This window comes from Comamonas granuli NBRC 101663 (assembly GCF_000739995.1).
GTDB classification, from domain to species: Bacteria; Pseudomonadota; Gammaproteobacteria; order Burkholderiales; family Burkholderiaceae_C; genus Simplicispira; species Simplicispira granuli.
In genome coordinates this window covers 78378-102238 of record NZ_BBJX01000010.1, presented here as the reverse complement: position 1 = coordinate 102238, position 23861 = coordinate 78378, and the positions used below count along the sequence as shown (strand labels likewise).

Here is a 23861-nt window from a genome sequence, read left to right as displayed (position 1 = left end):
CAGTCTCAAGCTGAAGGAAAGCCCAGCAGCCGACGCTGCTCGCCCCAGTCGCGAGGCAGCAGGTCTTGGCGGCCACGCAGCGTGTGCAGATTCAGATGCCGGGGCTGGCGGCCCTCGAAAATCGCCTCGACGATGTCCGGCGCCAGCATGGTCATGCGCAGCACCTCGGCCGCCCAGCCTGGCTCCAGTTTCAGCGCGCGCGCCAGGTCGGCGGTCGTCGGATAGACGCCTTCGTCGATCAGCCGCTTCCAGTAGAACGCCTTGCCGAGCGTCTTGATCATCGGCACGTCGAAGCCGCCCGCCGCTGTGGCAGCATCGGGCGCGGGCGGGATCAGCAGTTTGCGGTTCTGGCGGCGCTTGATCGTCAGCGGTACCAGCGTGACGCGCTGGCCGTCGCTGACGTAGCTGCGGGCGTCGGCTCCGACCTCGATGCGGACGGTGCGCTTGCGCGGATTGGTCTCGGCGCTCATGCCAGCGTTTCCTCGGCCTGCTCGCTGGATTCCTCGACCAGCGGATGCGCGCCGATGTCGGCACCGAATCCGATCCAGCCGTCCTCGCGCCAGACGATGTCCAGCCCGTGCCCGTGCAGTTGCACCCGCTCGATCAGCAGCCGCGTGATGCGCTGCTGCTCGGCGGGGAACAACTGCGCCCACACGTCGCCGATGCGCTGCATCGCCACCACCACCTGCGCTTCGTCGAGCGTGCTACCTGCGGGATGTTGCTGGCAGGCGCGCCAGACCGCGATCAGCATCTGCGGAGCCGACAGTGCCGCGTGGATTTGCGCCAGCACCGCGTTCTCGATTTCGGCGGCGGGCAGATGACCCACGTCCGACGCACCGGGCGACAGACTCGCGCCCGCATTGCGCCGCTTGTGCAGGTAGGGAACGTAGTAGCGGTACTGCCGCCCGTTCTTCTTTTTGACGAAGGAGTGCAGCATGCGCTGCCCGTCGGGCGCGAACAGCAGGCCCGCCAGCAGCGCCGGATGCTTGGCGGCGTGCTCGCGCGGCGCTTGCTTGCGCCGTTCGATGAAGGCATGCGCCGCGTCCCACAAACCCTGTGGCACGATCGCTTCGTGCTGGGCGGGATACCAGGTGCCGTGGTTGCGGATTTCCCCCAGGTAGATGCGGTTGCGCAGCATCGAGAAGAGGTACTGCTGGTCGATGGTGCGGCCCGAGCGTTCGCGCCCGGTCTGCGTCACCCAGGCCTTGGTTGTATGGCCTTCGATGTCCAGTTCGCGCACCAGCCGCGCCGCCGAGCCATGCTCGGCGTAGCGCCGGAAGATGTCGCGCACCAGAGCCGCCTCGCGTTCGTTGACGACGAGCTTGCGCTCGACCACGTCGTAGCCCAGGGGCGGGATGCCACCCATCCACATGCCTTTGGCCTTGCTGGCGGCGATCTTGTCGCGGATGCGCTCGCCGGTGACTTCGCGCTCGAACTGCGCGAAGGACAGCAGGATGTTGAGCGTCAGCCGCCCCATCGAGGTCGTCGTGTTGAACTGCTGGGTGACGGAGACGAAGGACACGCCGTTGCGGTCGAACACCTCGACCAGCTTGGCGAAGTCCGGCAGGCTGCGCGTGAGGCGGTCGATCTTGTAGACGACCACGGTGTCGATCTTCCCGGCCTCGATGTCGACCATCAGGCGGCGCAAGGCGGGACGATCCATGTTGCCGCCGGAGTAGCCGCCGTCGTCGTAGCCGTCGCCGACGGCGATCCAGCCTTCGTGTCGCTGACTGGCGATGAAGGCGAGGCCCGCGTCGCGCTGCGCTTCGAGACTGTTGTATTCCTGATCCAGCCCTTCGTCGGTGGATTTGCGGGTGTAGACGGCGCAACGCTTCTTCGGCGTGACCGGCGGCAGCGGGTTGGCGCGCGGCGAACTCATGCCGTCACCTTCTTCGATGCGGGCAATTTGAGGCCGAAGAACACCGGGCCAGACCAATGGCTGCCGGTGATGTGGCCTGCAATCGCGGACAGGCTCTTGAAGCGTTGCCCCTGATACTCGAAGTCGCCCGTGCCGCGCACCAGCACGCGATGCTCGACGTCGTCGTAGATGCGCGTGAGGATGGTGCCGGGCAGCAGACGTTGGCTGTCGCCGCGCAGTTGCTTGGGCAAGATGCCGGTTTCGCCGACCTCTTCGAGCTTCTTGCACAGCGAGGGTTTCAGGCCGCCGAAGGCGCGCTCCTGAATCCGGTAGGCCAGTCGGCTCTCCAGCCAGCCGCGATGATGGTGGCCGGGCCGCTCGTCGAAATGCTCGTCCCACAGTTTCCAGAGATCATCCATCGAGAGATGGGGAAGACCGGCGACCTGGGCGGCGACCGAGGTGGTGGTGGATGGTGCGTGTGCCTTCATGGGCGAACTCCGTGGTGGTGATCGGGGTTCGCATTCACGCGCTGTTGGCGGGAGAAGCCAAGGCGAACGCACTCGCTGTTTTTGGGGTCGCGCGGCGGACGCGCGCGCAGGCGCAGCAGTGCTGCGGCCAGCAGATCGGCGATTTCCTGATGCGCGTGCCGGGGTCGGTCAGACGGCGGGGAAATGGAGATGGGTTCGAGTTCGGACATGGCAGGCGTTTCGATGGAAAACGCTGCTCATGCTATTAACCGAGGGCACTTCGCGTAACGTGATTTAGCGGGTGTGAGCGGGGCTGGCGCTATGCTTGTTTGGGCCGATACCAAGCCGCGCGCTGGCCGCCCGCATCACGATATCGAAGCTCGAACAGGCGAGATTCGTGCACGACCTGCCGCCAACTGCTGCAGCCGTACTTGGCGGGCAGGTGTTCAGGGAGCCGCTCTGCGATCCAGCGTCCTGCCGAGGCAACCGGCGTCCAGCCCTCGACGGCCAATTCAGCGGTGGCTTCCCGCAGCGCGCGCACGATCCCTGCGGCAGGCCAATCCACCGAACCATCCGGCGCGATGCCGTGGATCACCAGATCGTGAAAGGCATCGGACTGGGCGAATTCCGCCGCCAAACGTCGGGCCTGATCCATGTGCTCGGCCCAGCCCCGCAGTTGCTCGAAGCGCTGATCGATGCGACCGTAGGCGACCGTCAGGGTGTCATGCGCGCCACGGCATCCGTCCAGGCTCCAAAGGTCGTGCTGGTCGATGAAATGGTGCACCAGGTTGTTCCGTAGCAGCACCAGTTCCTTCAAGTCATTCTGCGTCCTGTCGTAATCCTCGGCCGACATGCGCAGGCTCATCTTTACCTTGAACGAGATGATGTCGTCGCGTGCATCGGGCTCGGAAGCATCCTCCACCTCATCGGTGGTGACATACGAACCGAGGAGTGTGCCGACCAAGGTGCCCAGCGTTTTGCTGGCGGCATCCGCGATGCGCTGCTCCTGATTCGACGCCAGCGGTGATCCAGCAGCCGAGATTTCGTGGTGGGCCACGATGGCTTTCATCAACTTCTCGTACTGCTGCAGACGCAGCAGGCAGCGCCCCAGCAATCGCTGAACCTCACGTTGCTGCATCGGCAGCGCGTCATCAGCGGGCAATGTCGTCATGTATGGATCGACCGCGATTACCGATCAGACGTCGATGGGCGACGTCTTCCAGACATCCTGCGCCAAAGTGATCAGCAGCCCGTGGCGAGCCTCGATGGCCTTGGCGTCCCAAGCAGGAAACGCCTTCAGCTTCTCGTTGATTCTGGATATCGACGTGTTCTGCCCGACGCTGGTCAGTTCAACCAGGCTTCGGGTCAGATAGTTGCCGCTCTTTCGGTACTCCGCCTGCTTCTCCGTGTAGAAATCGTTGCCCGCGACGATGTTGATGGGCTTCTCCAGCAAGGTCAGGTTGCCCAGCCGGTTCTTGTAGTCGTCGTAGGCTGTGCCGGGATTCTCGGTGGCCCATTTCCCACGCAGTTCAGCCGTTGGGTTGTCGGGCAGGATGTGTTCGATCTCCAGCTTGGTGAACGGCTCCAAGCTGCCCGGCGTCTTCAAGCCGCTGAAAGCCATCTCGACGTGCTGCGTCAGTCGCGCCAGCAAATAGCGCGTGCGGTACTGCTGCATCGAATACAGCGTGAAGCGCCGCAGCGCATCGACCAGCTCCTGCGACTTCCCGGCCATATTTGTGTCGAAACGGTCGGCGATGAAGGCATTGAGCTGTACCTTCTGCTTGACTGGGTCGGTGGCGGCGGCAATCGCGCGCAGCTCGTCAGCCCATTGGGAGAAGCTGCGCTCCAGATCTTTGGTCGGCGTCTTGGTGAAGATGTAGTAGAAGAGAAAGCTCTCCAACTGCGCCACGAAGTGGTCGAACAGCGGCTTCGGGAAATTGGCCGCAGCCAAGAGCAGGACGTAGTGCAAGCTGAAGGCACCGCCCGCCAGTCGCTTGAGGCTGTCCATCGCAAGGCTGGGCTTGCCGTCGTTGCCCAGCCCGTTCGAGAACGCGAGATAGTGCTCGACGTTGCGGATGACCTTGCGGACGAACTCGAAGGGCTTGTTGGCGTAGTCGCACAGCGCCGCGTTGTCCTTGTCCACGAACCAGTCGTAGATTTCGTCCTCGCGCACCACGGCGTCGCCACGGTCGTTCTTGATGACGTAGTTCGCCATCAGGAAGTAGCGCAGAAAGCGCAGTGGCTTTTCCTTTTCCTTCTCCAGCGGCTTGGTGATCTTCTTCCACTCATCCTTGAGCTGGGTGAACTGCGCCTGCTTCACCTGCGTGAACAGCAGGTTCTTGAGCAAGTCCATCGGGTTGAGGCCGACGCCACGCTCGTTGATGGTCTCGAAGATTTTCAGGGCGCTGCTCACGTCCGTGGAGATCTGGATGAACACCACGTTGTTGGCCAGATAGCCCCAATACTTCTTCAGCTTGGGCGCGTCCTCGTAGTTGTCCTTCAGGTAGCGGTACAGCGTGCTGTAGGCGCTGACCAAGTTCTCCAGCGATCCGAAGCTGGCGATGCCCGCCGACTGAATGCCCGCCCGCGCGGTTTGAGGATCTGCGTCGAGTTCCACCAACTTCGTGACGACCTCGCCCGCGTTTTCGTAACGCGGCTCCAGCTTCAAGCTGGTTCGCGTTTCCCCGTCGCTGTCCGTGTAGCTGGTCGAGATCAGGCCGCTGACGGTCTGCCGCTGTGGCTCTCCTTGAAACAGATGCTTGAGAGCGCAAAGCAGCAGGAAGAACGTGGTCAGGCGTTGCTGGCCGTCGATGACCTCGTAGTGGTTCTTCTGGTCGGTCGGCGACACCAGCACGGTGCCGATGAAGTATTCCCGCGTCGTCCCCGCATCGATCTGCTCGTCGATGTCTTCGAGCAACTGATGCACTTCCTTATCCGTCCAGACGTACTCGCGCTGGTAGTCCGGCACGATGTAGAAGCACTCCCTGAAGGCTTCCTCGATGCTGTATTTGTGGTTCTCGATGCGGGCCATTTTCTTTTTTCCTGATTCGTTCAAAACTATCGCCGATCCGGCAACTGCCCGCTCGAGACGAATTGATCGTAGCTGTCGAAACTCTCGCCGTCCTGCCACGACCGATCCCATGAGCGCGGTTCGGCGCTTTCGAGCAGCAGCAGTGTGAGGACGCGATCACGCGCGCCGAAGCTGTGCTTGAACTCGCGCAGCTTCATGTGCTGTGCCTCCTCCGGGCACCAGATCGCGGCCGACATCTCCGTGCCATCCCATTCCTGTGTGACGCTGGCGTCGGCGGCCAGCGTGCCCGGCAGTGGTTCCTGCGGATCGTCAGTGCGCCGGATGCGCGCCCGCGTCTTGATGGCACTGCTGCTGCGCCATTCGTACTTCACGAAGCCGTTGTCCCAATAGACGAGGATCGCGCGCTGCGTGGTGAACTTGATGAAGCGGATGCACAGAGCCTCGAACGAAACCTGGAACCGCTTGGCGATGGCGCTGAGGACGCGCAGGTCGATGCGCTGGTTCGAAATCCAGTCGCGCAGCAGATCGCCGGGCATCAGGAGGTTGCTGGCGAAGTCGTCGGCTTCACGCTCGATGGTACGGATGGTGTCGATGCCGGAGTAGACGCTTTCCTTGTCGCAGTTGAAACTCTGCTGCTGACCGCGATGCAGGATGAGGTGCCCCAGCTCGTGGGCGATGGTGAAGCGTCGGCGCTCCGGACTGGCCTTGCCGTTGTAGAAGATGCCCCACTCGGCGACGTCCTTCGGGTTGCGCACCAGCATGCCTTCGCAGCTGTCGACGTCGAGCACCATCGGTGCCTTGATCTCCCGCACGTCCTTGCCGTAGGGCGTGGTTGGCAGCATCTGGCGCAGGATGTCCAGATCGACGGCATCGGGCATGCCGCTCTCACGGTGATACGCCCGCAACCACTTCAGGACGGTGCTGGCGGCAATGGAGCCAGTGAGAGCTTGCGGCGCGCTCAATCCTCAGTCCCCGCCGTCGCCCTTGTCGGGGAACATGATTTTGAGCGCCTTCCGGTAGCGATCCTTCTCTTCGTCCGTCATCCCGGCGTACTCGCGGAAGAAGGCCACGTCCTCGGGACTGGCTTCGGGTGCCTGCTGCATGGGCGTGCCCATCACATCCTCCATCGTCACGCCCAGCACCTTGGCTATCGCCTGAATCCGCTCTGCGGACGGACGCTGCCCGTCCTTCATCTCCAGTTCCCAGATGTATGCCTTGGTGCAGCCGACCGCGTCGGCCACCTGTTGCAAGGTCAACTTCTTCGCCTCGCGCAAGCGCCGCAGGCGTGTTCCGAACGCCGAAGCCATGGCGATGCTCCTGTAGTGGAAAAACAGTCAGTGAATGGAAGCTAGACCGATAGTATAGCCACGAGATACCAGCTAGGTCTAGATGTGCCCCGTTGATTGACAAGCGGGAATCTGAGGGGCAGAATCGCTTGTATCTCGTTGCTTTACTTACACGAGATGCGTGTTCAGTAACCCTGTCGCTGGCCCAAGCAGCCCGATTCCCGGTCGCAGACCTCCGACGCCGATCCAGAAAGGACGAACAAGATGAAGAAAACCTTTGTCGACGTGATGCTCGAGCTGCCGGTGGATGCCACGCTGCGCGACTTCCTGACCTCGCACGGTCTGCCCGTGCCGCACGGGTTCGTGTGGGAAGACACGCCGGAAACCAGCCAATTCTTGGTGGAGGCGGTCAAAGTCTGGCCCGACACCGCAGCCCGCGACCAGATGATCGCCAACCTCATGGCCAGCGTTCAGCTGGGCGACGCGGCGGGCAAGCAGGCGATGTTCGAGGCCGTGGTGGCGGACGGCGCCGCGCTGGCAGGACTGACGCTGTGCGGCAGCGACATCCACCGCTCGTTCTGGCTGTACGTCAACCACCCGGCGCTGTTCGAGCGCGCCTACGACTTCAGCTTCTGGGAGCACCACGGTCCGCAGACGCAGCAATACGATCTGGGCCTGAAGCGCCAGCCGAACGGCGCTGACCACAATCTGGCTGCACTGCGCAACGCGATCTCGGCCTTCTACAAGCGCGAGATGCAGTGCGGTGACAGCAGCGTGGCGCATCTGGTTGAACGCAGTCCCGGCGTGTTCCTGCTGACCGTCCACGTCAAGGATATGGCCATGCTACGGCTGGAGTTCGAGGGTTCGACCCTCAAGCGCCGCGTCGGCAACCCCAACATCCACATGGTGCTGGAGTACGCCAAGACCACCGGCGTGGTGCGCACGCTGGTGCGGGGCGGCCAGAAATACCAACAGATGCTGGTCGAGGCCTTCGCCGAGCATGTGCTGGGCGTCAAGGCGAGCGCGCACCGGATCAAGTCACCGACGCTGGATTTGTCGATGCTGCGCACTGGCTTCGACGCGCCGGAGGCGTTCGAGGACGGTTTCTCGATGGTGCAGCTGAAGGCGCTCACGCTCCTCAGCCCGGACACCGCGCTGAAGATCGAATGCACCGCGATGCAGTCCAGCCAGCAACGCTCCGTGCATGAGCTGCTGAAAGAGAAGCTGCCCGGCCCGCTGGAAGGCAAATGGGCAGTGACGGCGGCGCAGGTCAATCTCTACTATCCGCCCGAGCCGGGCCGCACGCGCGCCAAGGTGGTCACCATCGAGGTGACCAGCAAGGGGCGGCTGAACCTGCACAAGTTCGACGCCAAGATGCAGGCGCAACTGGAGGGCTATCTCGTCGCGGTGGGCATCTTGCAGAAGGGCCAGACCCTGAGCGCGCACGAAGTGCCGCCGGAAGCGGATGCGATCAGTTCGTCGCCGGTGATCGAGGACTGATCGATGGCGGCGCACGACGCCTGGGCCTTGGTCTGCCGCCTGTTCGCGGGCGGCACGCCCGTGCTGCGCGCCACGCTGTCGCTGCATGAGGCTGCGGCGCTGACCCTCCTCGGCAAGGCGGTCAAGCCGACGGTCGTGGATCAGTCGTTCGTGCTCTGCCCGCACTGTCAGCAGCATCGGGCGCAGGTGTGGGGCGATGGTCGCGGCGGGCGCATGTGCCGATGCCCGGACTGCGGGCCGGTGGCCGTCGAAGCGAATGACGGTGCGGCGTTTGCCTTGGACGAGGACTGGTTGCGCCAGAAAATGCGCCTCGCGCTCGGCATCGAAAGCCGCGACGGCGTCGATGATCTGGGCGGCGGCGTGTGGCGGCTCGGCGATGCCCGCCGTTCGCCCGTCCTGCTGGCCCGCGACCTGACACGGGTGCTGCACGAACCCGCGTTGCTGGATCGCGTGCGCGTGGCGGGCGGCGACATCCGGGTGATCACGCCGAGGCCAAGCGCAACGCGCGGCTCGCCCTTCGGCACGGGCATCGAGTGGCTGGTGCTGGAAGAACGCTTCACTTTCTATGGCGGCAGCATCACGCTCCTCGGCACGCCGGCACCATCCATGACGCCAGCGGTCGCCGATCCGGCCACGCCGGTGAACGGGCCGTTCTCGGCGGACTTCAAGTGGGCGACGCTGCCTGACATCAGCAGCGCGCCGATCCAGTTCACCGACGGTCAGGCCAAGGTGTTCGAGTCACTGTGGTCATTCAAGGGGGAAGCCACGACGGCGGATCGGATCATGCCGCGCGCCGGGCTGGACAGCGCCAAGCCGAGCGATCTGTTCAAGATCAAGGCGAAGGACAAGGGCAAGCCGGAGCCTGCGGCGCAGCATGCGGCCTACGGTGCGCTCGTGGTCACGCAGAAGCGCGCAGGCATGTATTCGATGCCGTGCGCGGCGGGCGCGTCGGCGTCCCTACGCCAAACATCGGGAAAGGAGGGGACGTTCATGACATGAGTTCCATGCCTGAAGCGCCTGGGCTCGCGCCGACTTCAAGAGTCTGTCCTTTTCAATTTTTTGGAGTGCTTGAAATGAGCGGAAAGAACCAATGGGTTGTACCCATCAACGGTGGCGATCAGTGGGGTGTGCGGGGAGAAGGCAACGATCGCCTCACCTCCGTCCACGACACGCAGCAAGAGGCGATTGACCGTGCGCGGGGCATCGCCATCAACCAGCAGAGTGAGATGTTCATCCAAGGGCGTGATGGGCAAATCCGTGAGCGCAACAGCTACGGTGACGATCCGTTCCCGCCCAAGGGCTGACTCTGAGGCCGTTGCCGTTCCACTCTGCTCGTGCAAACCCGTGAGCCAACCATTCCCGTCGGCACACGCACAAGTGGCTGACGAACAACACCGTCTGCGTGTGCCACGGCGAAGAAGTTGGCGCAGGTTTCGAGAGAAGATAGGGCGGAACAGGGGCGAACCGGGCGGGTCATGCCGCCCGTGCTCGGAACGGCTGGCACACGCAGAACGGCCCGGAAGCCCGCGTGGTGCGCCGAACCCGCAAATGAAAACGCCCAACCGAGAACGGTTGGGCGCTGAATAGTGGTGGTGGATTCTACCGGAACCGTGAACCCGTTATCTTCAACCATGCCGAAACGTCCCCATAGGAGTGGGTTTCTGCGTAAAGAGCAGGGACATATGCGTGACCCGCTGATGCGCCCATTGTGCTAAATCAGCACGAATGTCGTGCCGAGGACTTGGCGTCACTGCCTGTTGACAGCGCCTGCGCTCTCGCGTTAATTCACCTTCAACTGCTTGCAGGCGCAGCACCCGCAGCCCATTGTGGAATATGTGTCAGGAGGAAGCGCGGGCGGCCATTGCCAACCTGCGTTCGCATAGCCTCAACGCGAACACGCTGATGCAGATGATCATTGAGCATTCCCACGTCGCCCACTTTGGGCGAAATTTTGCCGCGCACGATTTCGTCGCTGCCTGACAGCTTGAACTCGAAGCTGCGCGCCACCGGCAGCACGCCGACGAATTCGCCCTCTAGCGTTTCCTGACTTTCGCGCAGGTTGTCGGCGGCCAGACGATCCAGACTGCGCCGCACCTGTCCGGGGTCGGCGAAGCGCATGGCCTTGTCGCCGTATTGCAGGGTGCAGATGGCTTCGTTGTCGGCCAGCACGCGCAGGAAACCACGCACCTTGTCCAACGCGCGAGGGTCTGTTTCCGAGGCGATGTCGGCCAGTTCGTCGTCCTGTCCCAGTGTGGCTTGCAACAGGCTCTGGGTGCGATCCAACGCGACGGCGACGGCGCTTTCGTCATCCAGCAGTTCCTGCGCGCGGTATTCCTCCAATTCGAAACCAAACGAGCCGACAGCGGTGTTGGTGATCAGCAACTGGTTCTGGTCGCGGTTGGGAATCGGGCCCATCGCCGCCAAAGGCGCGGACAGGGATGCCGCCACGGTCGCCACCGCGTCGGTGAAGCTGCTTACGGCCTTCATGCCGAAGTCGGCAAAGATGCCGTGGCTGCCGATCACCGGCAGGCCGTTGAAGGTCAGGCGGGCACGAGCAGGACTGCGCCCGTCCGCAGGCAAAGCTGCCAGTTCGGCTTCGATATTACGCAGCCGCGCTTCGTCGCTCATTCGGGTCAGGAGTGCCGTGGCAGGCGTTTTTGCCAACATCCGCTTAACGGTTTCGCGCTCGGCCAGCAGGAAATTGCGTTGGTCTGTGTTCATGGCTGCGCCCCCAAAGCGTCTTGCTGATTCAAATAGTCGGTGGCCTGCTGGTCGTGTGCCGGGTTCAGGTCAACTTCAAGATACCCTTTCCAAACCTGATTGCGGCGGTGCGACCACATGCTGTACCAGTAGGCGCTGCGTTCGACCAGTTCATTGGCAGGCAAGTTAAGGTCAACGAAGTAGCTGTCCACGCGGAAAGCCTGCTTCGCCGCCTGATTGTCCAGCGTGGCAATTTGCTGTTGTGTTGGCGCAAAACCAGCAGGTGGATTCAGGAACGTGACCACATCCATGTCCTGCGGTGGACGGTTTTCCAGCGTTTCCACCTGCTCCAGAAAGCTGCCGTCGAGCCATTGGAAGCCATCGGTCAGTCCCATGCCGTGCAATGCTGCGCGATAGCCCAGCCAGCCGCGCAGGATTTGCCGACGCTGCGGCGAGGTGGCGAAGCGCACCATCACATCCGTCAGCACCACGCGATACGGCGAACGCTCGACACTGGTCGGATTCAGCACGTCGATGGGCGGCAGCAAGCCCTGCGGATTCCAAGCGGGGATGGCGACGGTGGTCATGCGAGGGTTTCCACGGGTTCGGGTTCTTCCATTTTCACCGGCATCTTGTCGGGGAGCAGATCTTGCATCAGGCCGAATTTCTGAGATTTCAACCTGCTCAACACAGCCCCTTCCGAGGGTAACTGCCGTGGTGCATCCGCTCCAGCGCACAAGCGCGTGATCAGCAGGTTGAAGTCCAGCTTTTCGGCACAGTCCTTGTTGATCTGCCGGGTGCGAACCGACGCGGCGATGTTGCGTTGGTTCATGCAAGGCTTTCCAGATAGGGGCGCATCACGTTGGCGACGCGGTCGATCTTGGCGTAGTGCCAGATCTGGTCGCTGGTCATACGCTTGGCATTCCATGCCTCACGAAGCGCCTCCAGCGCCACGTCGAGGCCGATCTTGTTGCGATACTTGAAGCAATCGGTCACCGTCTTGGCGACGCCAGTGACGCAGACGGTAACGCCGTCCACGACGTGCTCCTCGACGCCTTCGGTCAGCGCCGCGCCGGAGAAGCGCACGAGGCGCAGCGGGGGGTAGTCCAGTTTCGGCGTGGCGGCCTTGTTGTCGATGGCGAGCCAGACCTCGAACGGAGCCTGCGTCGTCAGGCCATGAAACCGCAGCGCCGACAGCAGGCACACGACACCCTTGGGCACGCGCCGGGCGACCTCGGCCAGTGTGCCGTGTGCCGACACGGGTCGTTCCGTGAGGCCGTACAGCCCGCGCCCGATGCGCTCCAGTTGCCCGCGCCGCACCGCCCGCGTCAGGGCCACCCGTGGGATGCCCAGCGGGGCCAGCGCGTTTGGGCGTACCAGTCCCTGCGTGCGCACCAGTTCCAGCAGCTTGTCGGTGGTCGTTTCCATGATCCGGTATATTGTTCCATAATATCGGTAAATGTCAATGACAACCGATGAATAGGAACTCGCGCCACTGGTGCGCACCCACGAACCGTGGCGACCTCATGTCCCAGGTGTGCAGCAGAGGGTTGCGCCATTCGCGGCACAGCTCCATCGCGCCGGTGAACCATTCGAATAGCGATGTCAGCTGCGCCAATCCTCGAACGCGCTGTAATTCGGCCTCCCCTTTGCCCGGTTCAGCTTGCCCAGAATCGTCGCATCGATCCGCTGCTGCAAGAGGGCAACGACGTCGTCGAAGCGTTCTTCCCCAAGCAATTTCCACGAGGTACCGAACTTTCGCGCGAGCGCTTGGTGGATGGCCATGTATTTGTAGTCGCTCTTCCCGGTCTTGTCCGCCTTCTGATACTCCTGGTAGCGATCAATCAGATGTTGGCAATAAGCGACCTTTGCCTGCGCTGCGCCGATTGACCCCGCGGGCGGTTGAATCGATGGGCCTTTGGTTTTGGTGTTCTTGATGGTGACGGTGTGCGCCTGGATCGCTCCCGGGCTCTGGATGGCCACATTGCCAAGATTCCCGACGATGGTCACGTCTCCGCAGCTGGCCTGGAGTTGTTGGGCAATTCGCGCAGCGGCCGGGGAGATTTCCGCGACACCCTGTTCTTCATGGGCACGCTTGATGGACTGCAACCGAGCAGCAGTAAATGTTCCCGTTTCGGTATCGATGATCTTGTGATGCCTGCCACACATCAAAACCAGGTTCGCCGCTGCATTGCGTTCCTGCGGTGTTTGGCTCGGATCGTATCGGGGGCCACCGACGTTCAAGGCTCGAATATGGCAAACCTCCCCGGTCACAGTTCCACTGTCTTCCGCGATGGGGGCTGTGCATTCTGGAAAAGCACACTGATTTTTCGAGCGCGCAAACAAGGCTTTGATGGTCGGCAACGAAGGGGCGGTCATGAGGGGCAATGGGCATCTGTGCGTCGGATTGCAGATAGTTTGCAGCAGGATGTACAGCCAGTGAGGAATAACTGCCCGTCGTAAACGCGAAGCGTTTGTCTCTCACCAAGAGCGGCCTCGGTTTTCATGCAAATTTGCATGAAGACCTCCAGTGATGACACGACCCTGTGCCTGCTGCGGCAACCTCTTCGAGCCACGCCCGCAAGTTCCCAACCAGGCCTTCTGCTTCTCGCCCGACTGCCAGCGTGCCCGCAAGCGCCAGTGGCAGCGGGCCAAGCGCCAGTCCGATCCCGACTACCGGGACAACCAGCGCGCCGCGCAGCAGGCGTGGTCGCAGCGCAATCCGGACTACTGGCGCAGCTACCGCGACGCCCAGCCCGACTATGTGCAGCGCAACCGCGAGCAGCAGAAGTCGCGCGATCAGGCCCGAAACGACGATCTTGCAAAGATGGACGTGTGCGACCTGCCGCCGGGCCTCTACCGCATCACACGCCACCCGGCGTTTCCGAGGGAAAGCGGCGCTTCGTGGGTCGTCGAGATCACGCCGGTGGCCGTGACGTGTCCGCGCAAGATGGACGTGTCAAGAGAGGACGTGATCGACGCCTCGGCGATCTCCCCTTAACTTCGCCTCCAAACGGGTTCTCGAACATCCTGCATGGCAACGATTCCAACCGTCTGCGCGACCGTTCTCGTGATCTTCACGGAGCGGCAGCGCAGCCAATGAAGGGAGCGGCAGACCCGAAACGTCAACCATCGAAGTGGCCGGGTCTATGCAATCGAACGAATCGCCTCAAAGCCCGACAGGATCGGGGCCGGTGTACCGGGCCGCGCAGTACGTGCGCATGTCCACCGAGCACCAGCAATACTCGACGGAGAACCAGGGCGACAAAATCCGCGAGTACGCCGCCCGGCGCAACATCGAGATCGTCCGCACCTACGCCGACGAGGGCAAGAGTGGCCTGCGCATCGATGGCAGGCAGGCGCTCCAACAACTGATCTCGGACGTGCAGGCGGGCAAGGCCGACTTCCAGATCATCCTCGTCTACGACGTCAGCCGCTGGGGCCGGTTCCAAGACGCCGACGAGAGCGCCTACTACGAATACATCTGCCGCCGCGCCGGGATTCAGGTCGCCTACTGCGCCGAACAGTTCGAAAACGACGGCTCGCCGGTGTCCACCATCGTCAAGGGCGTCAAGCGCGCGATGGCGGGCGAATACAGCCGCGAGCTGTCGGCGAAGGTGTTTGCGGGCCAGTGCCGCCTGATCGAGTTGGGATTCCGCCAAGGCGGGCCAGCGGGCTACGGCCTGCGTCGCGTGCTGATCGACCAGTCCGGTTCGGTGAAAGGCGAGCTTTCGCGCGGCGAGCACAAGAGCCTGCAAACCGACCGCGTGATCTTGCAGCCAGGCCCGGATGCCGAGGTCGCCGTCGTGAACCAGATCTATCGCTGGTTCGTCGAGGACGCGCTGTTCGAGTCGGAGATCGCCGAACGGCTCAACGCCAAGGGCATCCAGACCGACCTCGGGCGCGACTGGACGCGGGCCACGGTGCGGGAAGTCCTCTCCAACGAAAAGTACATCGGCAACAACGTCTACAACCGGCGCTCCTTCAAGCTCAAGAAGGTGCGGGTCGTGAACCAGCCGGAGATGTGGATCAAGAAAGAAGGCGCGTTCGAGGGCATCGTGCCGCCCGACCTGTTTTACACCGCGCAGGGCATCTTGCGCGCACGGGCATACCGCTTCAGCAACGAGGAATTGATCGAGAAGCTGCGGCGGCTGTTCCAGCAGCACGGCTACCTCTCCGGCCTGATCATCGACGAAGCGGAAGGCATGCCGTCGTCGGCGGCCTACGCGCACCGCTTCGGAAGCCTCATTCGCGCCTACCAGACGGTCGGGTTCACGCCGGATCGGGACTATCAGTATCTGGAGGTCAACCAGTTTCTGCGCCGCCTGCACCCGGAGATCGTCGGTCAGACCGAGCGGATGATCGCCGAGGTCGGCGGCGCGGTCGTGCGCGATCCGGCGAGCGACCTGCTCACCGTCAACCGCGAGTTCACGGTCTCGCTCGTGCTCTCGCGCTGCCAGTTGCAGGACAACGGACGCAGGCGGTGGAAAGTGCGCTTCGACACCAGCCTGACGCCGGACATCACCGTCGCCGTCCGGCTCGACGAAACGAACCAAGCACCCCTGGACTACTACCTGCTGCCGCGTCTGGACTTCGGCCAGTCGGGCATCCATCTGGCCGATCACAACGGCCTTGAATTCGAGAGCTACCGCTTCGACAGCCTGGACTATCTCTACAGCATGGCCGAGCGCAGCCGCTTGAGGAGAGTCGCATGACGAAGAAGCACCACGCCACCGATCTGCAAATGATCCCGGTCGATCAGATCGCCGTGCTCAACCCGCGTGACCGGAATGGCCGTGTGTTCGAGGAGATCGTCGGCAACATCAAAAGCCTTGGCCTGAAAAAGCCCGTCACGGTCACGCAGCGTAACGATCTGGAGGACGGCAAACGCTACTTGCTGATCTGCGGCGAAGGCAGGCTCAAGGCTTTCAAGTCGCTTGGCGAGAAGGAAATCCCGGCGCTGGTCGTTGCGGTCAACGATGAGGACGCCTTCATCATGAGCCTGACCGAAAACATCGCCCGCAGGAAATACAGCGCGCTGGAACTGCTGATGAGCATCCAGCAGTTGAGCGAACAGGGCTACGACAAGCGCGTCATCGCCCAGAAGACCGGTCTGAGCCTCGACTACATCAAGGGCATCCTGCTTCTTTTTGAGAAAGGTGAGGAACGGCTGCTGGCTGCCGTGGAGTCCGGACGGGTTCCGCTCAACGTCGCCATCACCATCGCGGGGGCCAGCGACGAGGAATCCGTCCAGACCGCCTTGCAGGATGCCTACGAAAGCGGCCAGTTGCGCGGCGGGCAGTTGATGCAGGTGCGGCGCGTGCTTCAGCGGCGCAGCACTCTCGGAAAGACGCTGAAACACCGGCCCGCGCGCAAGGGAGCGGCCGTCACGACCTCCAGTCTGGTGCGCAACTACCAGAACGAGGTCGAGCGGCAGAAACTGACCATCAAAAAAGCTGAGTTCACGCAGCAGCGCATGTTGTTCGTGATCGAAGCGCTGCGCCAGTTGCTGGCCGACGAGCATTTTTCCAACCTGCTGCGTGCCGAAGGGCTGGACACCTTGCCCAAGCAGCTGGCGGAACGCGTCTGGGGCGGAGGCCACGCGGCATGAGCAAACCACCGCTGGGGTTCATTCCGGAGCCAATCACACTGGCGCTGGATCGGATTCTGCCGTCCCGCAAACCGCCGGAAGGTCTGCAGGCATCGCGGAAGTTCAAGCAGATCGTGGCCTCGATGGAAGCTGTCGGGCTGATCGAACCCCTGAGCGTGGGCAAGGCCGACAAGAAAACCGGTCAGCACATTCTGCTCGACGGGCACATGCGGTTGCTGGCGTTGCAGCAGCTCGGCTACACCGACGCGCCGTGCCTGATCGCCACTGACGATGAAAGCTACACCTATAACAACCGGATCAACCGCATCTCGTCCATTCAGGAGCACCACATGCTCCGGCGCGCGGTCGAGCGTGGCGTGACGCAAGATCGGCTGGCGAAGGCGCTGAACGTGGACATCAGCCAGATCCACAAGAAGGTCGGCCTGCTTGAAGGCATCTGCCCGGAGGCGGTCGAGATGCTCAAGGATCAGCATTTTTCGGCCAACCTCGGCTCGGTGCTGCGCAAGATGAAGCCCACGCGGCAGGTCGAGTGCGTGGAACTGATGCTGACCGCCAACAACATGACCGTCGCTTACGCCGAAGCCTTGCTGGCGGCAACGCCCCCACATCTGCTGGTCAGCGAAAAGCGACCCCGGAAGCTCTCCGGCGTCACGGCGGAACAGATGGTAAAGATGGAGCGCGAAATGGGAAACATCCAAAACCAATTGAAGCTGGTCGAGAAGTCCTACGGTCAGGACGTGCTGCTCCTGACGCTGGCGCGCGGCTACCTTGGCAAGCTGATCGGCAACAAAGCCGTGTTCCGCTTCCTGTCACAACGCCAGCCGGACGTTCTGGCCGAGTTCGAGAATATCGTCCAGACCGTGGCGCTGGACGGCAAATGACGAATGCCTCGGATCGTCGATGTCACCCCGGCATCTCATGCCACGTCACCGCTTGACGCCACCGATGACGACGACGGCGCATCCGTGGCCGCTCACCGCAATGCCCCGGACGCTGATCCGGCCTGCCTCTACGGCCTGATCGGCGACGTCGCCCGCGCGGGCAGCGAAGGCACGGAAACCAACGCCTTCGCCATCGCCGCCAACTTCATGGCCTACCTGTCCTGCGCGGTCGGGCGCGGCGTGTACCTGCCCATCGGCAATACCCGGCACCACGCACGACTGTTCTGCCTGCACATCGGGCGTTCGGGTCGTGGCCGCAAGGGCGACGCGGTGTCGCTGGTGCTGCGCATCGATCAGGCGCTGCGGGCGATGGACGACGCCTTCGCGCCGCAGATTCACCGTGGCGGCCTGTCCACGCGCGAGGGATTGGCGGCATTGATCCACGACGGCTACCGGCAAGGTCGGCAGGACGTACCTGACATCGAGGACAAGCGGCTGTGGGTGGTCGAATCCGAGTTCGCCAACGTGCTGCACCAAGGGCGGCGCGACGGCAACACGCTGTCGGCGGCGCTGCGCGATTGTTGGGATGGCGTCGATCTCAAACCCGCCACCAAATCGAACCGGCTCTACGCCAGCGACCCGCACGTCTGCCTGAGCGGCGCGATCTCACCGGGCGAGCTGACCGGCCTGATGAGCACGCGCGAACTCACCAACGGCTTCGCCAACCGTTTCCTGATGCTCTGGGCCGAGCGGTCACGGATGCTGCCGTTCCCGAAAGAGACGCCGCAGGCGGTAGTCGAGCAGTTGGCGCGCAGGACGCTGGAGGTGCTGGCCTTCGTCCGCGCCGACCAGCACGACGAGCGCGACCACCTGCGGATGGAACTGTCGCCGCAGGCGCAGTGGCGCTACGCCCAGCTCTATCGGGGTGAGCTGAACGACGACCTCGGTGATGGCGTCATCGGCGCGCTGCTGGAACGCCGCGCCCCAATGCTGCTGCGGTTGGCCATGCTGATGGCGTTGACCAACCTGCAAACCCGCGTCGACGCCCAGCACATCGATGCGGCGATGGCGTGGATTCGGCATGCCACGGCGTCTGTCCGCTTCGTGTTCGTCAGCGCGGCCGAGGAAGCGAAGCTCGCACAGGTGCTGGAACTGTCGAGCCGGGTGCTGGCCTTCCTGCGCGAACGAGGTCAGGCCACGCGCAGCCAGATCAGCACCGAGTGTTTCAAGGGCAAGGTGCCGAAGACGCGGCTCGACGCCTGTCTGGAGCACCTGCTGGCGGCCACGCCGCCGAAGATCGCCGTGCAGTGGGTCGAGCGTCCCATCGACGCGCCGGGCACGCCAACACGGGTATATCGGCCTGCGTAGACCGGAAGCTCATTTCGCTCGTTTCGCCGCGCCGGATCGCCCGCAAGTGCTTGTCGGGCTTCTCATTTCGCTGGTTTCGCTCATTTCGCCGCCCTCTCTCTGGAGAGGCGAGTGACCGGCGACCCTCGTTCCAGATCGGAGCCATATCGCCGCATCGCCAGAAAGTCATCATCATTTTACGACTGATACAGAATTATTTTCATTCTGTTTGACGAACTGTTTTGATGCGTGTATGCTCCGCCAAAACATAGGAAAACTCCCACGCCACCATGTCCAGCGACCGCCTCTCAGGAATGTCTCAAGCGCAACGCGACCGGCTCGCGTTCGTCGAGCTGCGCCTGCGCTTCATGGGCGAAATCCGCCGTCAGGATTTGGTTGCGCGCTTCGATATCCAAGCGGCGGCGGCTACGCGGGACATTGCCCAGTACAAGGAACTGGCCCCGGGCAACATGGAGTACGACACCAAGGGCAAGGTCTACGTGCGAGCCGCGTGGTTCCGGCCCTTGTTCGACTTCCCGGTCGAGCGGGTCTTCACATGGCTGTCCCAAAGCTACGGCGATGCCGAGCCTGCGCGCTTTCGGGGTGTCATCGCCACCGAAGGCACCAGCTTGCCGGGCCGGGTCGATCTGGAATTGCTTTCGACTTTGACGCGCGCCATCCACCGGGGCGCAGCCGTCAAGATTTCCTACCGCGCCCTGTCCAGCGGCCTCACCACCCGCGAGATCGTGCCCTTCGCCTTGGCTGACAGCGGCCTGCGCTGGCACCTGCGGGCCTTCGACCGCCGTAGCGGCGAGTTCCGCGACTTCGTGCTGGGCCGCTTCGACGACGCCAGCATCTTGCCGGGCGAGGTCGCCGACCACGAAACCGCCGCTCAGGACATCCAGTGGAACCGCATCACCGAGCTGGAGCTTGTGCCGCATCCGGCCAATGTGCAGCACCCCGACACCATCGAAGCCGAGTACGGCATGGAAGGCGGCGTGCTCAAGGTGCGCACCCGCGCGGCAATGGCGGGCTACCTGCTGCGCCGTTGGAACGTGGACTGCACCGACGACCACAGCCTCAAGGGCGGCGAACACCACCTGTGGCTGCGCAACCGGCAGGCGCTCTATGGCGTCACCAACCTCGTTCTCGCGCCGGGCTACGACGCAACCAGCAAGGAATGGTGATGAACATGGCGCTCTGCTTCAACCCCGCCCCCAAGCACGCTTACGCCCGAAAGGAGTTCCATCATGGCTAAGACCCTGTCCAATCACGGCAAGCAGTGGTCGCCTGCCGACGTTTCGCAGCTTAAGCAGCTCGCCAAGCAGAACACGCCCACGCGCGTCATCGGCCTCAAGATGGGCCGCACGGAAGATGCCGTGCGCGCCAAGGCGAGCGAAACGGATGTTTCCCTCAAGCCCACCAACCAGTCGCCCTACAACCGGCGCAAGCCCTGAGCGACAGCCGGAACGAAGACGAAGGGGCGCGCCGTGTTGAAGCTCGAACAGATCCAGAAGAACGCAGCCATCTCGGGCTTGGAGCCCGGACAGGTGGTGCGCATCGTCACGACCGAGCCTGTCGGCGACAACGCCCTGACCGTTTACTACAAGACCGCCGACGGCACGCTGCGCGAGCGGATGCTGTTCCGCACCGACGAAGCGAACCTGTCGCTGGCCGAGTCGGGCCGCCCGTGGGCCTTCGATGCGCCGGGCGACGCCTTCAAGCTCGCCGCCGAGGCCTACCGCATCAATCTGGCCCACCTGTTCGATCCGATGATGGCCGTCCACACCTCGAACGTGGAGCCGTTGCCGCACCAGATCACGGCGGTCTATGAGTCCATGCTGCCGCGCCAACCGCTGCGCTACGTGCTGGCCGACGACCCCGGCGCGGGCAAGACCATCATGGCCGGGCTGTTCATCCGCGAGCTGTTGATGCGCGCCGACGCCAAGCGCGTGCTCATCGTCGCGCCCGGCTCGCTGGTGGAACAGTGGCAGGACGAAATGTTCGAGAAGTTCGGCCTCTCGTTCACGCTGTTCTCGCGTGAGCAGGTCGAGCAATCGCGCAGCGGCAACCCCTTCGACGACTTCGACCTGCTGATCGCCCGCGTCGATCAACTGGCGCGATCCGAAGACCTGCAAGAAAAGCTCATGCTCACGCAGTGGGACTTGGTCGTCGTGGACGAAGCCCACAAGCTCTCGGCCAGCTACTTCGGCAACAAGGTCAACAAGACCAAGCGCTTCCTGCTTGGCGAGACGCTGGGAGCCATCACCCGCCACTTTCTGCTGATGACGGCCACGCCCCACAACGGCAAGGAAGAGGACTTCCAGCTCTTCCTGTCGCTGCTGGATGCAGACCGCTTCTACGGCAAGTTCCGCGACGGCGCGCACAAGGTGGACGTGGCCGACCTGATGCGCCGCATGGTCAAGGAGGACATGTTGCGTTTCGACGGCACGCGCCTGTTTCCCGAACGGCGCGCCTATACCGTCAACTACAAGCTCTCCGACCCGGAGGCTGCCTTGTACGCAGCGGTCACGGACTACGTGAAGACCGAGTTCGCCCGCGCTGACCAACTGGCTGATGGTGGCCGCAAAGGCACGGTCGGTTTTGCTTTGACCGCGCTGCAACGGCGGCTTGCCTCCAGTCCCGAGGCCATCTACCAGTCGCTCAAGCGACGCCGCAACAAGCTCAAGCGCCGCGTCGAGGACGAAAAATTGCGCCAGCGTGGTCAGGCGCTGGCAGAGACATTGAATGGCAGCAACGGCCTGCCCGAGGACATCTGGGACTCCGCCGATGACCTTCCATCCGAGGACTATGAAGCGCTGGAAGAACGGTTGGTCGATCAGGCCACGGCCTCCCAAACCATCCCCGAACTCGAAGCCGAAATCATCATCCTCGAAGGGCTGGAAGAGCAGGCCCGGCAGGTCGTCCATTCCGGCCAAGACCGCAAGTGGGACGAACTCTCCCGCCTGCTACAAGACACGCCGGAGATGCACGACGACGCCGGACGTCAGCGCAAGCTCATCATCTTCACCGAGCACCGTGACACGCTGAACTACCTTGCGGTCAAGATTCGCGGCCTCATCGGCAGCGAGGAAGCCGTGGTGATGATCCACGGCGGCGTCAAGCGCGAGGAACGGCGCAAGGTGCAGGAACTGTTCCGCAACGATCCGACCGCGCGCGTGCTCATTGCCACCGACGCGGCGGGCGAAGGCGTGAACCTGCAAAACGCCAACCTGATGGTCAACTACGACCTGCCGTGGAACCCCAACCGGCTGGAGCAACGCTTCGGTCGCATCCACCGCATCGGCCAGACCGAGGTCTGCCACCTCTGGAACATGGTCGCCTCCGAAACCCGCGAGGGCGACGTCTTCCAGCGCCTGTTCGAGAAGCTCGAAGTGGAGCGTGCGGCGCTGGGCGGTCGCGTGTTCGACATCCTCGGCGAGGTGTTCGAGGAGAAGAGCCTCAAGGACTTGCTGATCGAGGCCATCCGCTACGGGGCCGACCCCGAGGTACGCGCCCGCCTGCTCAAGAAGATCGAAGGCGCGCTCGATACCGATCACCTCGAAAACATCATCAAGCGCAATGCCCTGTGCGAAGAGGTGATGGATGAGAAGCGCCTATTCGCCGTCAAGGAGGAAATGGAAAAGGCCGAGGCCCGCAAGCTCCAGCCCTTCTTCATCCGCGCATTCTTCAACCAATCCTTCGCGGCCCTGGGCGGCGAGCTGCGCCCCCGCGAGCCGGGCCGCTTCGAGATCACCAACGTCCCCGCCATCATCCGCGAGCGCGACCGTCAGATCACGGGCCGGGATCGCCGCAACGCCGACCCCGTGCTGCGTCGCTACGAGCGCGTCTGCTTCGAGAAGCAGTACGTGCGCTTGACCGACCGTGTGGGCGCGCCGATGGCCAGCCTGCTGCATCCGGGCCATCCTTTGATGCAGTCGGTCACCGACATCGTGCTGGAGCAGCACCGCAACAAGCTGAAGCAGGGCGCGGTGCTGGTCGATCCGAGCGACTTGGGGTTAGCGCCCAAGGTCATGTTCATCATCGACCACCGGGTCTTGGAAGGCCAAGACCCCAGCCGCGTCGCCTCGCGGCGCATGCAGTTCGTCGAGATCGATGCCGCAGGCACCACCATCAACGCCGGCTGGGCTCCGCATCTGGACTTGGAGCCGCTCGACGCTTCCGACATGGCGTTGATCCAAGATGTGCTGGCCGCACCGTGGATCGCCAAAGATCTGGAGCACGCCGCGCTTGCTCATGCGGGCAGCCACCTCGTGCCCGAACACTTCGACGAAGTGCGCTCGCGGCGCGAGAAGTCCGTGGACAAGACCTTGGCCGCCGTCCACGAACGGCTGGTCAGGGAGATCAACTTCTGGTCAGACCGCTACATCAAGCTGCAAGACGACCTGGCCGCAGGCAAGGACGTGCGCCTGACACTGGAGAACGTGCGCCGCACCATCGACGACCTCACGGCGCGCCGCGAGTCGCGCGAGAAGGAACTGCTGGCCATGCGCCATGTGGTCTCGGCCACGCCGGTCGTGCTCGGCGGCGCGCTCGTCATCCCGGCAGGGCTGCTGATGCAGCGCAAGGGCGTCCCCGCCGAACAAGGCGGCTGGTCGGCGGACGCCGCTGCCCGCGCCCGTGTCGAACAGATGGCCATGCGCGCGGTCATGGAGGCCGAACGCGCCCTTGGTCACGACGTCATCGACGTGTCGGCGCAGAAGTGCGGCTGGGACGTGACCAGCCAGCCACAACCCGTGGATGGCCGCCTGACGACCTCGCGCCACATCGAGGTGAAGGGCCGCGCCAAGGGGCAGTCCACCATCACGGTGACCCGCAACGAAATCCTCTACGGCCTGAACCAGGCGGACAAATTCATCCTCGCCATCGTGCTGGTGGACGGGGACAGGCACGAAGGCCCGTTCTACGTGTGCCAGCCCTTCACGCAGGAGCCGGACTGGGCGGAAACCAGCAAGAACCTCGATCTGGGCCAGTTGCTGGCCAAGGCCGTCGCGCCGGGGGCTTCGCTGTGATGGCCTTCCGGACGCCCCAAGAGAAACGCCTCCGCGTGGGAGGCGTCGGGCCAAGGCTGCTCGCCTTGGCGGGGCACAAAGGAAAACGCCTCCACGAGGGAGGCGTTGGGCCGGAGATGCGATCTCCGGTGGGGTTTATGGCGCGAA

Annotated in this window: 24 protein-coding genes; 11 read left to right on the top strand and 13 right to left on the bottom strand. The window is 63.4% G+C overall.

Annotation, left to right across the window (positions count from 1 at the left end; genetic code table 11):
• Positions 1 to 5: 5 nt before the first annotated feature.
• The 8 genes from CGR01S_RS11845 to CGR01S_RS11815 form a co-directional block, all read right to left on the bottom strand.
• The gene (locus CGR01S_RS11845) at positions 6 to 470 is read right to left on the bottom strand and encodes a hypothetical protein (RefSeq protein WP_042427181.1); all 465 of its coding nucleotides are present in this window, start codon (positions 468 to 470) and stop codon (positions 6 to 8) included.
• Positions 467 to 1879: a recombinase family protein gene (locus CGR01S_RS11840; protein ID WP_042427177.1), complete on the bottom strand. Its 1413-nt coding sequence runs from the start codon at positions 1877 to 1879 to the stop codon at positions 467 to 469. The genes CGR01S_RS11845 and CGR01S_RS11840 overlap by 4 nt, the downstream gene beginning before the upstream one ends.
• Positions 1876 to 2346 carry a DUF2924 domain-containing protein gene (locus CGR01S_RS11835; RefSeq protein WP_042427174.1) on the bottom strand — a complete coding sequence of 157 codons (471 nt, stop codon included), beginning with the start codon at positions 2344 to 2346 and terminating at the stop codon, positions 1876 to 1878. The genes CGR01S_RS11840 and CGR01S_RS11835 overlap by 4 nt, the downstream gene beginning before the upstream one ends.
• Positions 2343 to 2555 carry a hypothetical protein gene (locus CGR01S_RS16480; protein ID WP_084690658.1) on the bottom strand — a complete coding sequence of 71 codons (213 nt, stop codon included), beginning with the start codon at positions 2553 to 2555 and terminating at the stop codon, positions 2343 to 2345. The genes CGR01S_RS11835 and CGR01S_RS16480 overlap by 4 nt, the downstream gene beginning before the upstream one ends.
• Before the next feature lie 89 nt (positions 2556 to 2644).
• Positions 2645 to 3496 (bottom strand): OST-HTH/LOTUS domain-containing protein, encoded by an 852-nt coding sequence (locus CGR01S_RS11830; RefSeq protein ID WP_156967564.1) that lies wholly within the window; start codon positions 3494 to 3496, stop codon positions 2645 to 2647.
• A gap of 24 nt (positions 3497 to 3520) precedes the next feature.
• Positions 3521 to 5356 carry a DUF262 domain-containing protein gene (locus CGR01S_RS11825; protein WP_042427171.1) on the bottom strand — a complete coding sequence of 612 codons (1836 nt, stop codon included), beginning with the start codon at positions 5354 to 5356 and terminating at the stop codon, positions 3521 to 3523.
• Positions 5357 to 5382: 26 nt separating this feature from the next.
• The gene (locus CGR01S_RS11820; protein WP_042427167.1) at positions 5383 to 6234 is read right to left on the bottom strand and encodes an ImmA/IrrE family metallo-endopeptidase; all 852 of its coding nucleotides are present in this window, start codon (positions 6232 to 6234) and stop codon (positions 5383 to 5385) included.
• A gap of 87 nt (positions 6235 to 6321) precedes the next feature.
• Entirely contained in the window at positions 6322 to 6663 is a 342-nt protein-coding gene (locus CGR01S_RS11815; RefSeq protein WP_042427165.1) for a helix-turn-helix domain-containing protein, read from the bottom strand.
• A 243-nt stretch (positions 6664 to 6906) separates the two neighbouring features.
• On the opposite strand from CGR01S_RS11815, the gene CGR01S_RS11810 reads away from it, so the two are divergent.
• From CGR01S_RS11810 to CGR01S_RS11800, 3 genes are all read left to right on the top strand, one after another.
• Complete coding sequence (locus CGR01S_RS11810) at positions 6907 to 8142, top strand: hypothetical protein (RefSeq protein ID WP_042427162.1); 1236 nt, start codon at positions 6907 to 6909, stop codon at positions 8140 to 8142.
• Positions 8143 to 8145: 3 nt separating this feature from the next.
• On the top strand, positions 8146 to 9141 hold the full coding sequence (locus CGR01S_RS11805; RefSeq protein WP_042427160.1) for a hypothetical protein: 996 nt from the start codon (positions 8146 to 8148) through the stop codon (positions 9139 to 9141).
• A 74-nt stretch (positions 9142 to 9215) separates the two neighbouring features.
• Positions 9216 to 9446, top strand: a complete 231-nt coding sequence (locus CGR01S_RS11800; protein WP_042427157.1) for a DUF2188 domain-containing protein — start codon at positions 9216 to 9218, stop codon at positions 9444 to 9446.
• A 487-nt stretch (positions 9447 to 9933) separates the two neighbouring features.
• On the opposite strand, the gene CGR01S_RS11795 is transcribed toward CGR01S_RS11800, so the two are convergent.
• The 5 genes from CGR01S_RS11795 to CGR01S_RS11775 all read right to left on the bottom strand — a co-directional run bounded on the left by CGR01S_RS11795 (position 9934) and on the right by CGR01S_RS11775 (position 13221).
• Positions 9934 to 10863 (bottom strand): hypothetical protein, encoded by a 930-nt coding sequence (locus CGR01S_RS11795; protein ID WP_042427154.1) that lies wholly within the window; start codon positions 10861 to 10863, stop codon positions 9934 to 9936.
• Positions 10860 to 11429 carry a DUF6932 family protein gene (locus CGR01S_RS11790; protein WP_042427152.1) on the bottom strand — a complete coding sequence of 190 codons (570 nt, stop codon included), beginning with the start codon at positions 11427 to 11429 and terminating at the stop codon, positions 10860 to 10862. Before CGR01S_RS11790 ends, CGR01S_RS11795 begins: the two co-directional genes overlap by 4 nt.
• Positions 11426 to 11674, bottom strand: a complete 249-nt coding sequence (locus CGR01S_RS16900) for a hypothetical protein (protein ID WP_042427149.1) — start codon at positions 11672 to 11674, stop codon at positions 11426 to 11428. The genes CGR01S_RS11790 and CGR01S_RS16900 overlap by 4 nt, the downstream gene beginning before the upstream one ends.
• Positions 11671 to 12270 carry a type IV toxin-antitoxin system AbiEi family antitoxin domain-containing protein gene (locus CGR01S_RS11780; RefSeq protein ID WP_042427146.1) on the bottom strand — a complete coding sequence of 200 codons (600 nt, stop codon included), beginning with the start codon at positions 12268 to 12270 and terminating at the stop codon, positions 11671 to 11673. The genes CGR01S_RS16900 and CGR01S_RS11780 overlap by 4 nt, the downstream gene beginning before the upstream one ends.
• A gap of 177 nt (positions 12271 to 12447) precedes the next feature.
• A complete protein-coding gene (locus tag CGR01S_RS11775; protein ID WP_042427144.1) occupies positions 12448 to 13221 on the bottom strand; it encodes an HNH endonuclease signature motif containing protein in 774 nt (257 codons plus the stop codon).
• Positions 13222 to 13375: 154 nt separating this feature from the next.
• Between CGR01S_RS11775 and CGR01S_RS11770 the strand changes: the two genes are divergently transcribed.
• The 8 genes from CGR01S_RS11770 (at position 13376) to CGR01S_RS11735 (ending at position 23714) form a co-directional block, all read left to right on the top strand.
• Positions 13376 to 13843 carry a hypothetical protein gene (locus CGR01S_RS11770; protein ID WP_042427141.1) on the top strand — a complete coding sequence of 156 codons (468 nt, stop codon included), beginning with the start codon at positions 13376 to 13378 and terminating at the stop codon, positions 13841 to 13843.
• A gap of 148 nt (positions 13844 to 13991) precedes the next feature.
• Positions 13992 to 15557, top strand: coding sequence for a recombinase family protein (locus tag CGR01S_RS11765; RefSeq protein WP_042427139.1), 1566 nt, complete (start codon positions 13992 to 13994; stop codon positions 15555 to 15557).
• A complete protein-coding gene (locus CGR01S_RS11760; protein WP_042427136.1) occupies positions 15554 to 16453 on the top strand; it encodes a plasmid partitioning protein RepB C-terminal domain-containing protein in 900 nt (299 codons plus the stop codon). Before CGR01S_RS11765 ends, CGR01S_RS11760 begins: the two co-directional genes overlap by 4 nt.
• Positions 16450 to 17334, top strand: coding sequence for a plasmid partitioning protein RepB C-terminal domain-containing protein (locus tag CGR01S_RS11755; RefSeq protein ID WP_009519800.1), 885 nt, complete (start codon positions 16450 to 16452; stop codon positions 17332 to 17334). The genes CGR01S_RS11760 and CGR01S_RS11755 overlap by 4 nt, the downstream gene beginning before the upstream one ends.
• Positions 17335 to 17337: 3 nt before the next feature.
• Entirely contained in the window at positions 17338 to 18702 is a 1365-nt protein-coding gene (locus CGR01S_RS11750; protein ID WP_042427131.1) for a YfjI family protein, read from the top strand.
• Between the two features lie 269 nt (positions 18703 to 18971).
• Positions 18972 to 19868 (top strand): BrxR family transcriptional regulator, encoded by an 897-nt coding sequence (locus CGR01S_RS11745; RefSeq protein WP_042427128.1) that lies wholly within the window; start codon positions 18972 to 18974, stop codon positions 19866 to 19868.
• A 63-nt stretch (positions 19869 to 19931) separates the two neighbouring features.
• Complete coding sequence (locus CGR01S_RS11740) at positions 19932 to 20138, top strand: hypothetical protein (protein ID WP_042427125.1); 207 nt, start codon at positions 19932 to 19934, stop codon at positions 20136 to 20138.
• A 33-nt stretch (positions 20139 to 20171) separates the two neighbouring features.
• Entirely contained in the window at positions 20172 to 23714 is a 3543-nt protein-coding gene (locus CGR01S_RS11735; RefSeq protein ID WP_042427122.1) for a helicase-related protein, read from the top strand.
• Positions 23715 to 23861: the final 147 nt, after the last annotated feature.

Bases quoted from the DNA above. Each gene is read 5' to 3' on its own strand.
- CGR01S_RS11845 (WP_042427181.1), bottom strand. From the start codon at position 470: ATGAGCGCCGAGACCAATCCGCGCAAGCGCACCGTCCGCATCGAGGTC.
- CGR01S_RS11840 (WP_042427177.1), bottom strand. From the start codon at position 1,879: ATGAGTTCGCCGCGCGCCAACCCGCTGCCGCCGGTCACGCCGAAGAAG.
- CGR01S_RS11835 (WP_042427174.1), bottom strand. From the start codon at position 2,346: ATGAAGGCACACGCACCATCCACCACCACCTCGGTCGCCGCCCAGGTC.
- CGR01S_RS16480 (WP_084690658.1), bottom strand. From the start codon at position 2,555: ATGTCCGAACTCGAACCCATCTCCATTTCCCCGCCGTCTGACCGACCC.
- CGR01S_RS11830 (WP_156967564.1), bottom strand. From the start codon at position 3,496: ATGACGACATTGCCCGCTGATGACGCGCTGCCGATGCAGCAACGTGAG.
- CGR01S_RS11825 (WP_042427171.1), bottom strand. From the start codon at position 5,356: ATGGCCCGCATCGAGAACCACAAATACAGCATCGAGGAAGCCTTCAGG.
- CGR01S_RS11820 (WP_042427167.1), bottom strand. From the start codon at position 6,234: ATGCCCGATGCCGTCGATCTGGACATCCTGCGCCAGATGCTGCCAACC.
- CGR01S_RS11815 (WP_042427165.1), bottom strand. From the start codon at position 6,663: ATGGCTTCGGCGTTCGGAACACGCCTGCGGCGCTTGCGCGAGGCGAAG.
- CGR01S_RS11810 (WP_042427162.1), top strand. From the start codon at position 6,907: ATGAAGAAAACCTTTGTCGACGTGATGCTCGAGCTGCCGGTGGATGCC.
- CGR01S_RS11805 (WP_042427160.1), top strand. From the start codon at position 8,146: ATGGCGGCGCACGACGCCTGGGCCTTGGTCTGCCGCCTGTTCGCGGGC.
- CGR01S_RS11800 (WP_042427157.1), top strand. From the start codon at position 9,216: ATGAGCGGAAAGAACCAATGGGTTGTACCCATCAACGGTGGCGATCAG.
- CGR01S_RS11795 (WP_042427154.1), bottom strand. From the start codon at position 10,863: ATGAACACAGACCAACGCAATTTCCTGCTGGCCGAGCGCGAAACCGTT.
- CGR01S_RS11790 (WP_042427152.1), bottom strand. From the start codon at position 11,429: ATGACCACCGTCGCCATCCCCGCTTGGAATCCGCAGGGCTTGCTGCCG.
- CGR01S_RS16900 (WP_042427149.1), bottom strand. From the start codon at position 11,674: ATGAACCAACGCAACATCGCCGCGTCGGTTCGCACCCGGCAGATCAAC.
- CGR01S_RS11780 (WP_042427146.1), bottom strand. From the start codon at position 12,270: ATGGAAACGACCACCGACAAGCTGCTGGAACTGGTGCGCACGCAGGGA.
- CGR01S_RS11775 (WP_042427144.1), bottom strand. From the start codon at position 13,221: ATGACCGCCCCTTCGTTGCCGACCATCAAAGCCTTGTTTGCGCGCTCG.
- CGR01S_RS11770 (WP_042427141.1), top strand. From the start codon at position 13,376: ATGACACGACCCTGTGCCTGCTGCGGCAACCTCTTCGAGCCACGCCCG.
- CGR01S_RS11765 (WP_042427139.1), top strand. From the start codon at position 13,992: ATGCAATCGAACGAATCGCCTCAAAGCCCGACAGGATCGGGGCCGGTG.
- CGR01S_RS11760 (WP_042427136.1), top strand. From the start codon at position 15,554: ATGACGAAGAAGCACCACGCCACCGATCTGCAAATGATCCCGGTCGAT.
- CGR01S_RS11755 (WP_009519800.1), top strand. From the start codon at position 16,450: ATGAGCAAACCACCGCTGGGGTTCATTCCGGAGCCAATCACACTGGCG.
- CGR01S_RS11750 (WP_042427131.1), top strand. From the start codon at position 17,338: ATGCCTCGGATCGTCGATGTCACCCCGGCATCTCATGCCACGTCACCG.
- CGR01S_RS11745 (WP_042427128.1), top strand. From the start codon at position 18,972: ATGTCCAGCGACCGCCTCTCAGGAATGTCTCAAGCGCAACGCGACCGG.
- CGR01S_RS11740 (WP_042427125.1), top strand. From the start codon at position 19,932: ATGGCTAAGACCCTGTCCAATCACGGCAAGCAGTGGTCGCCTGCCGAC.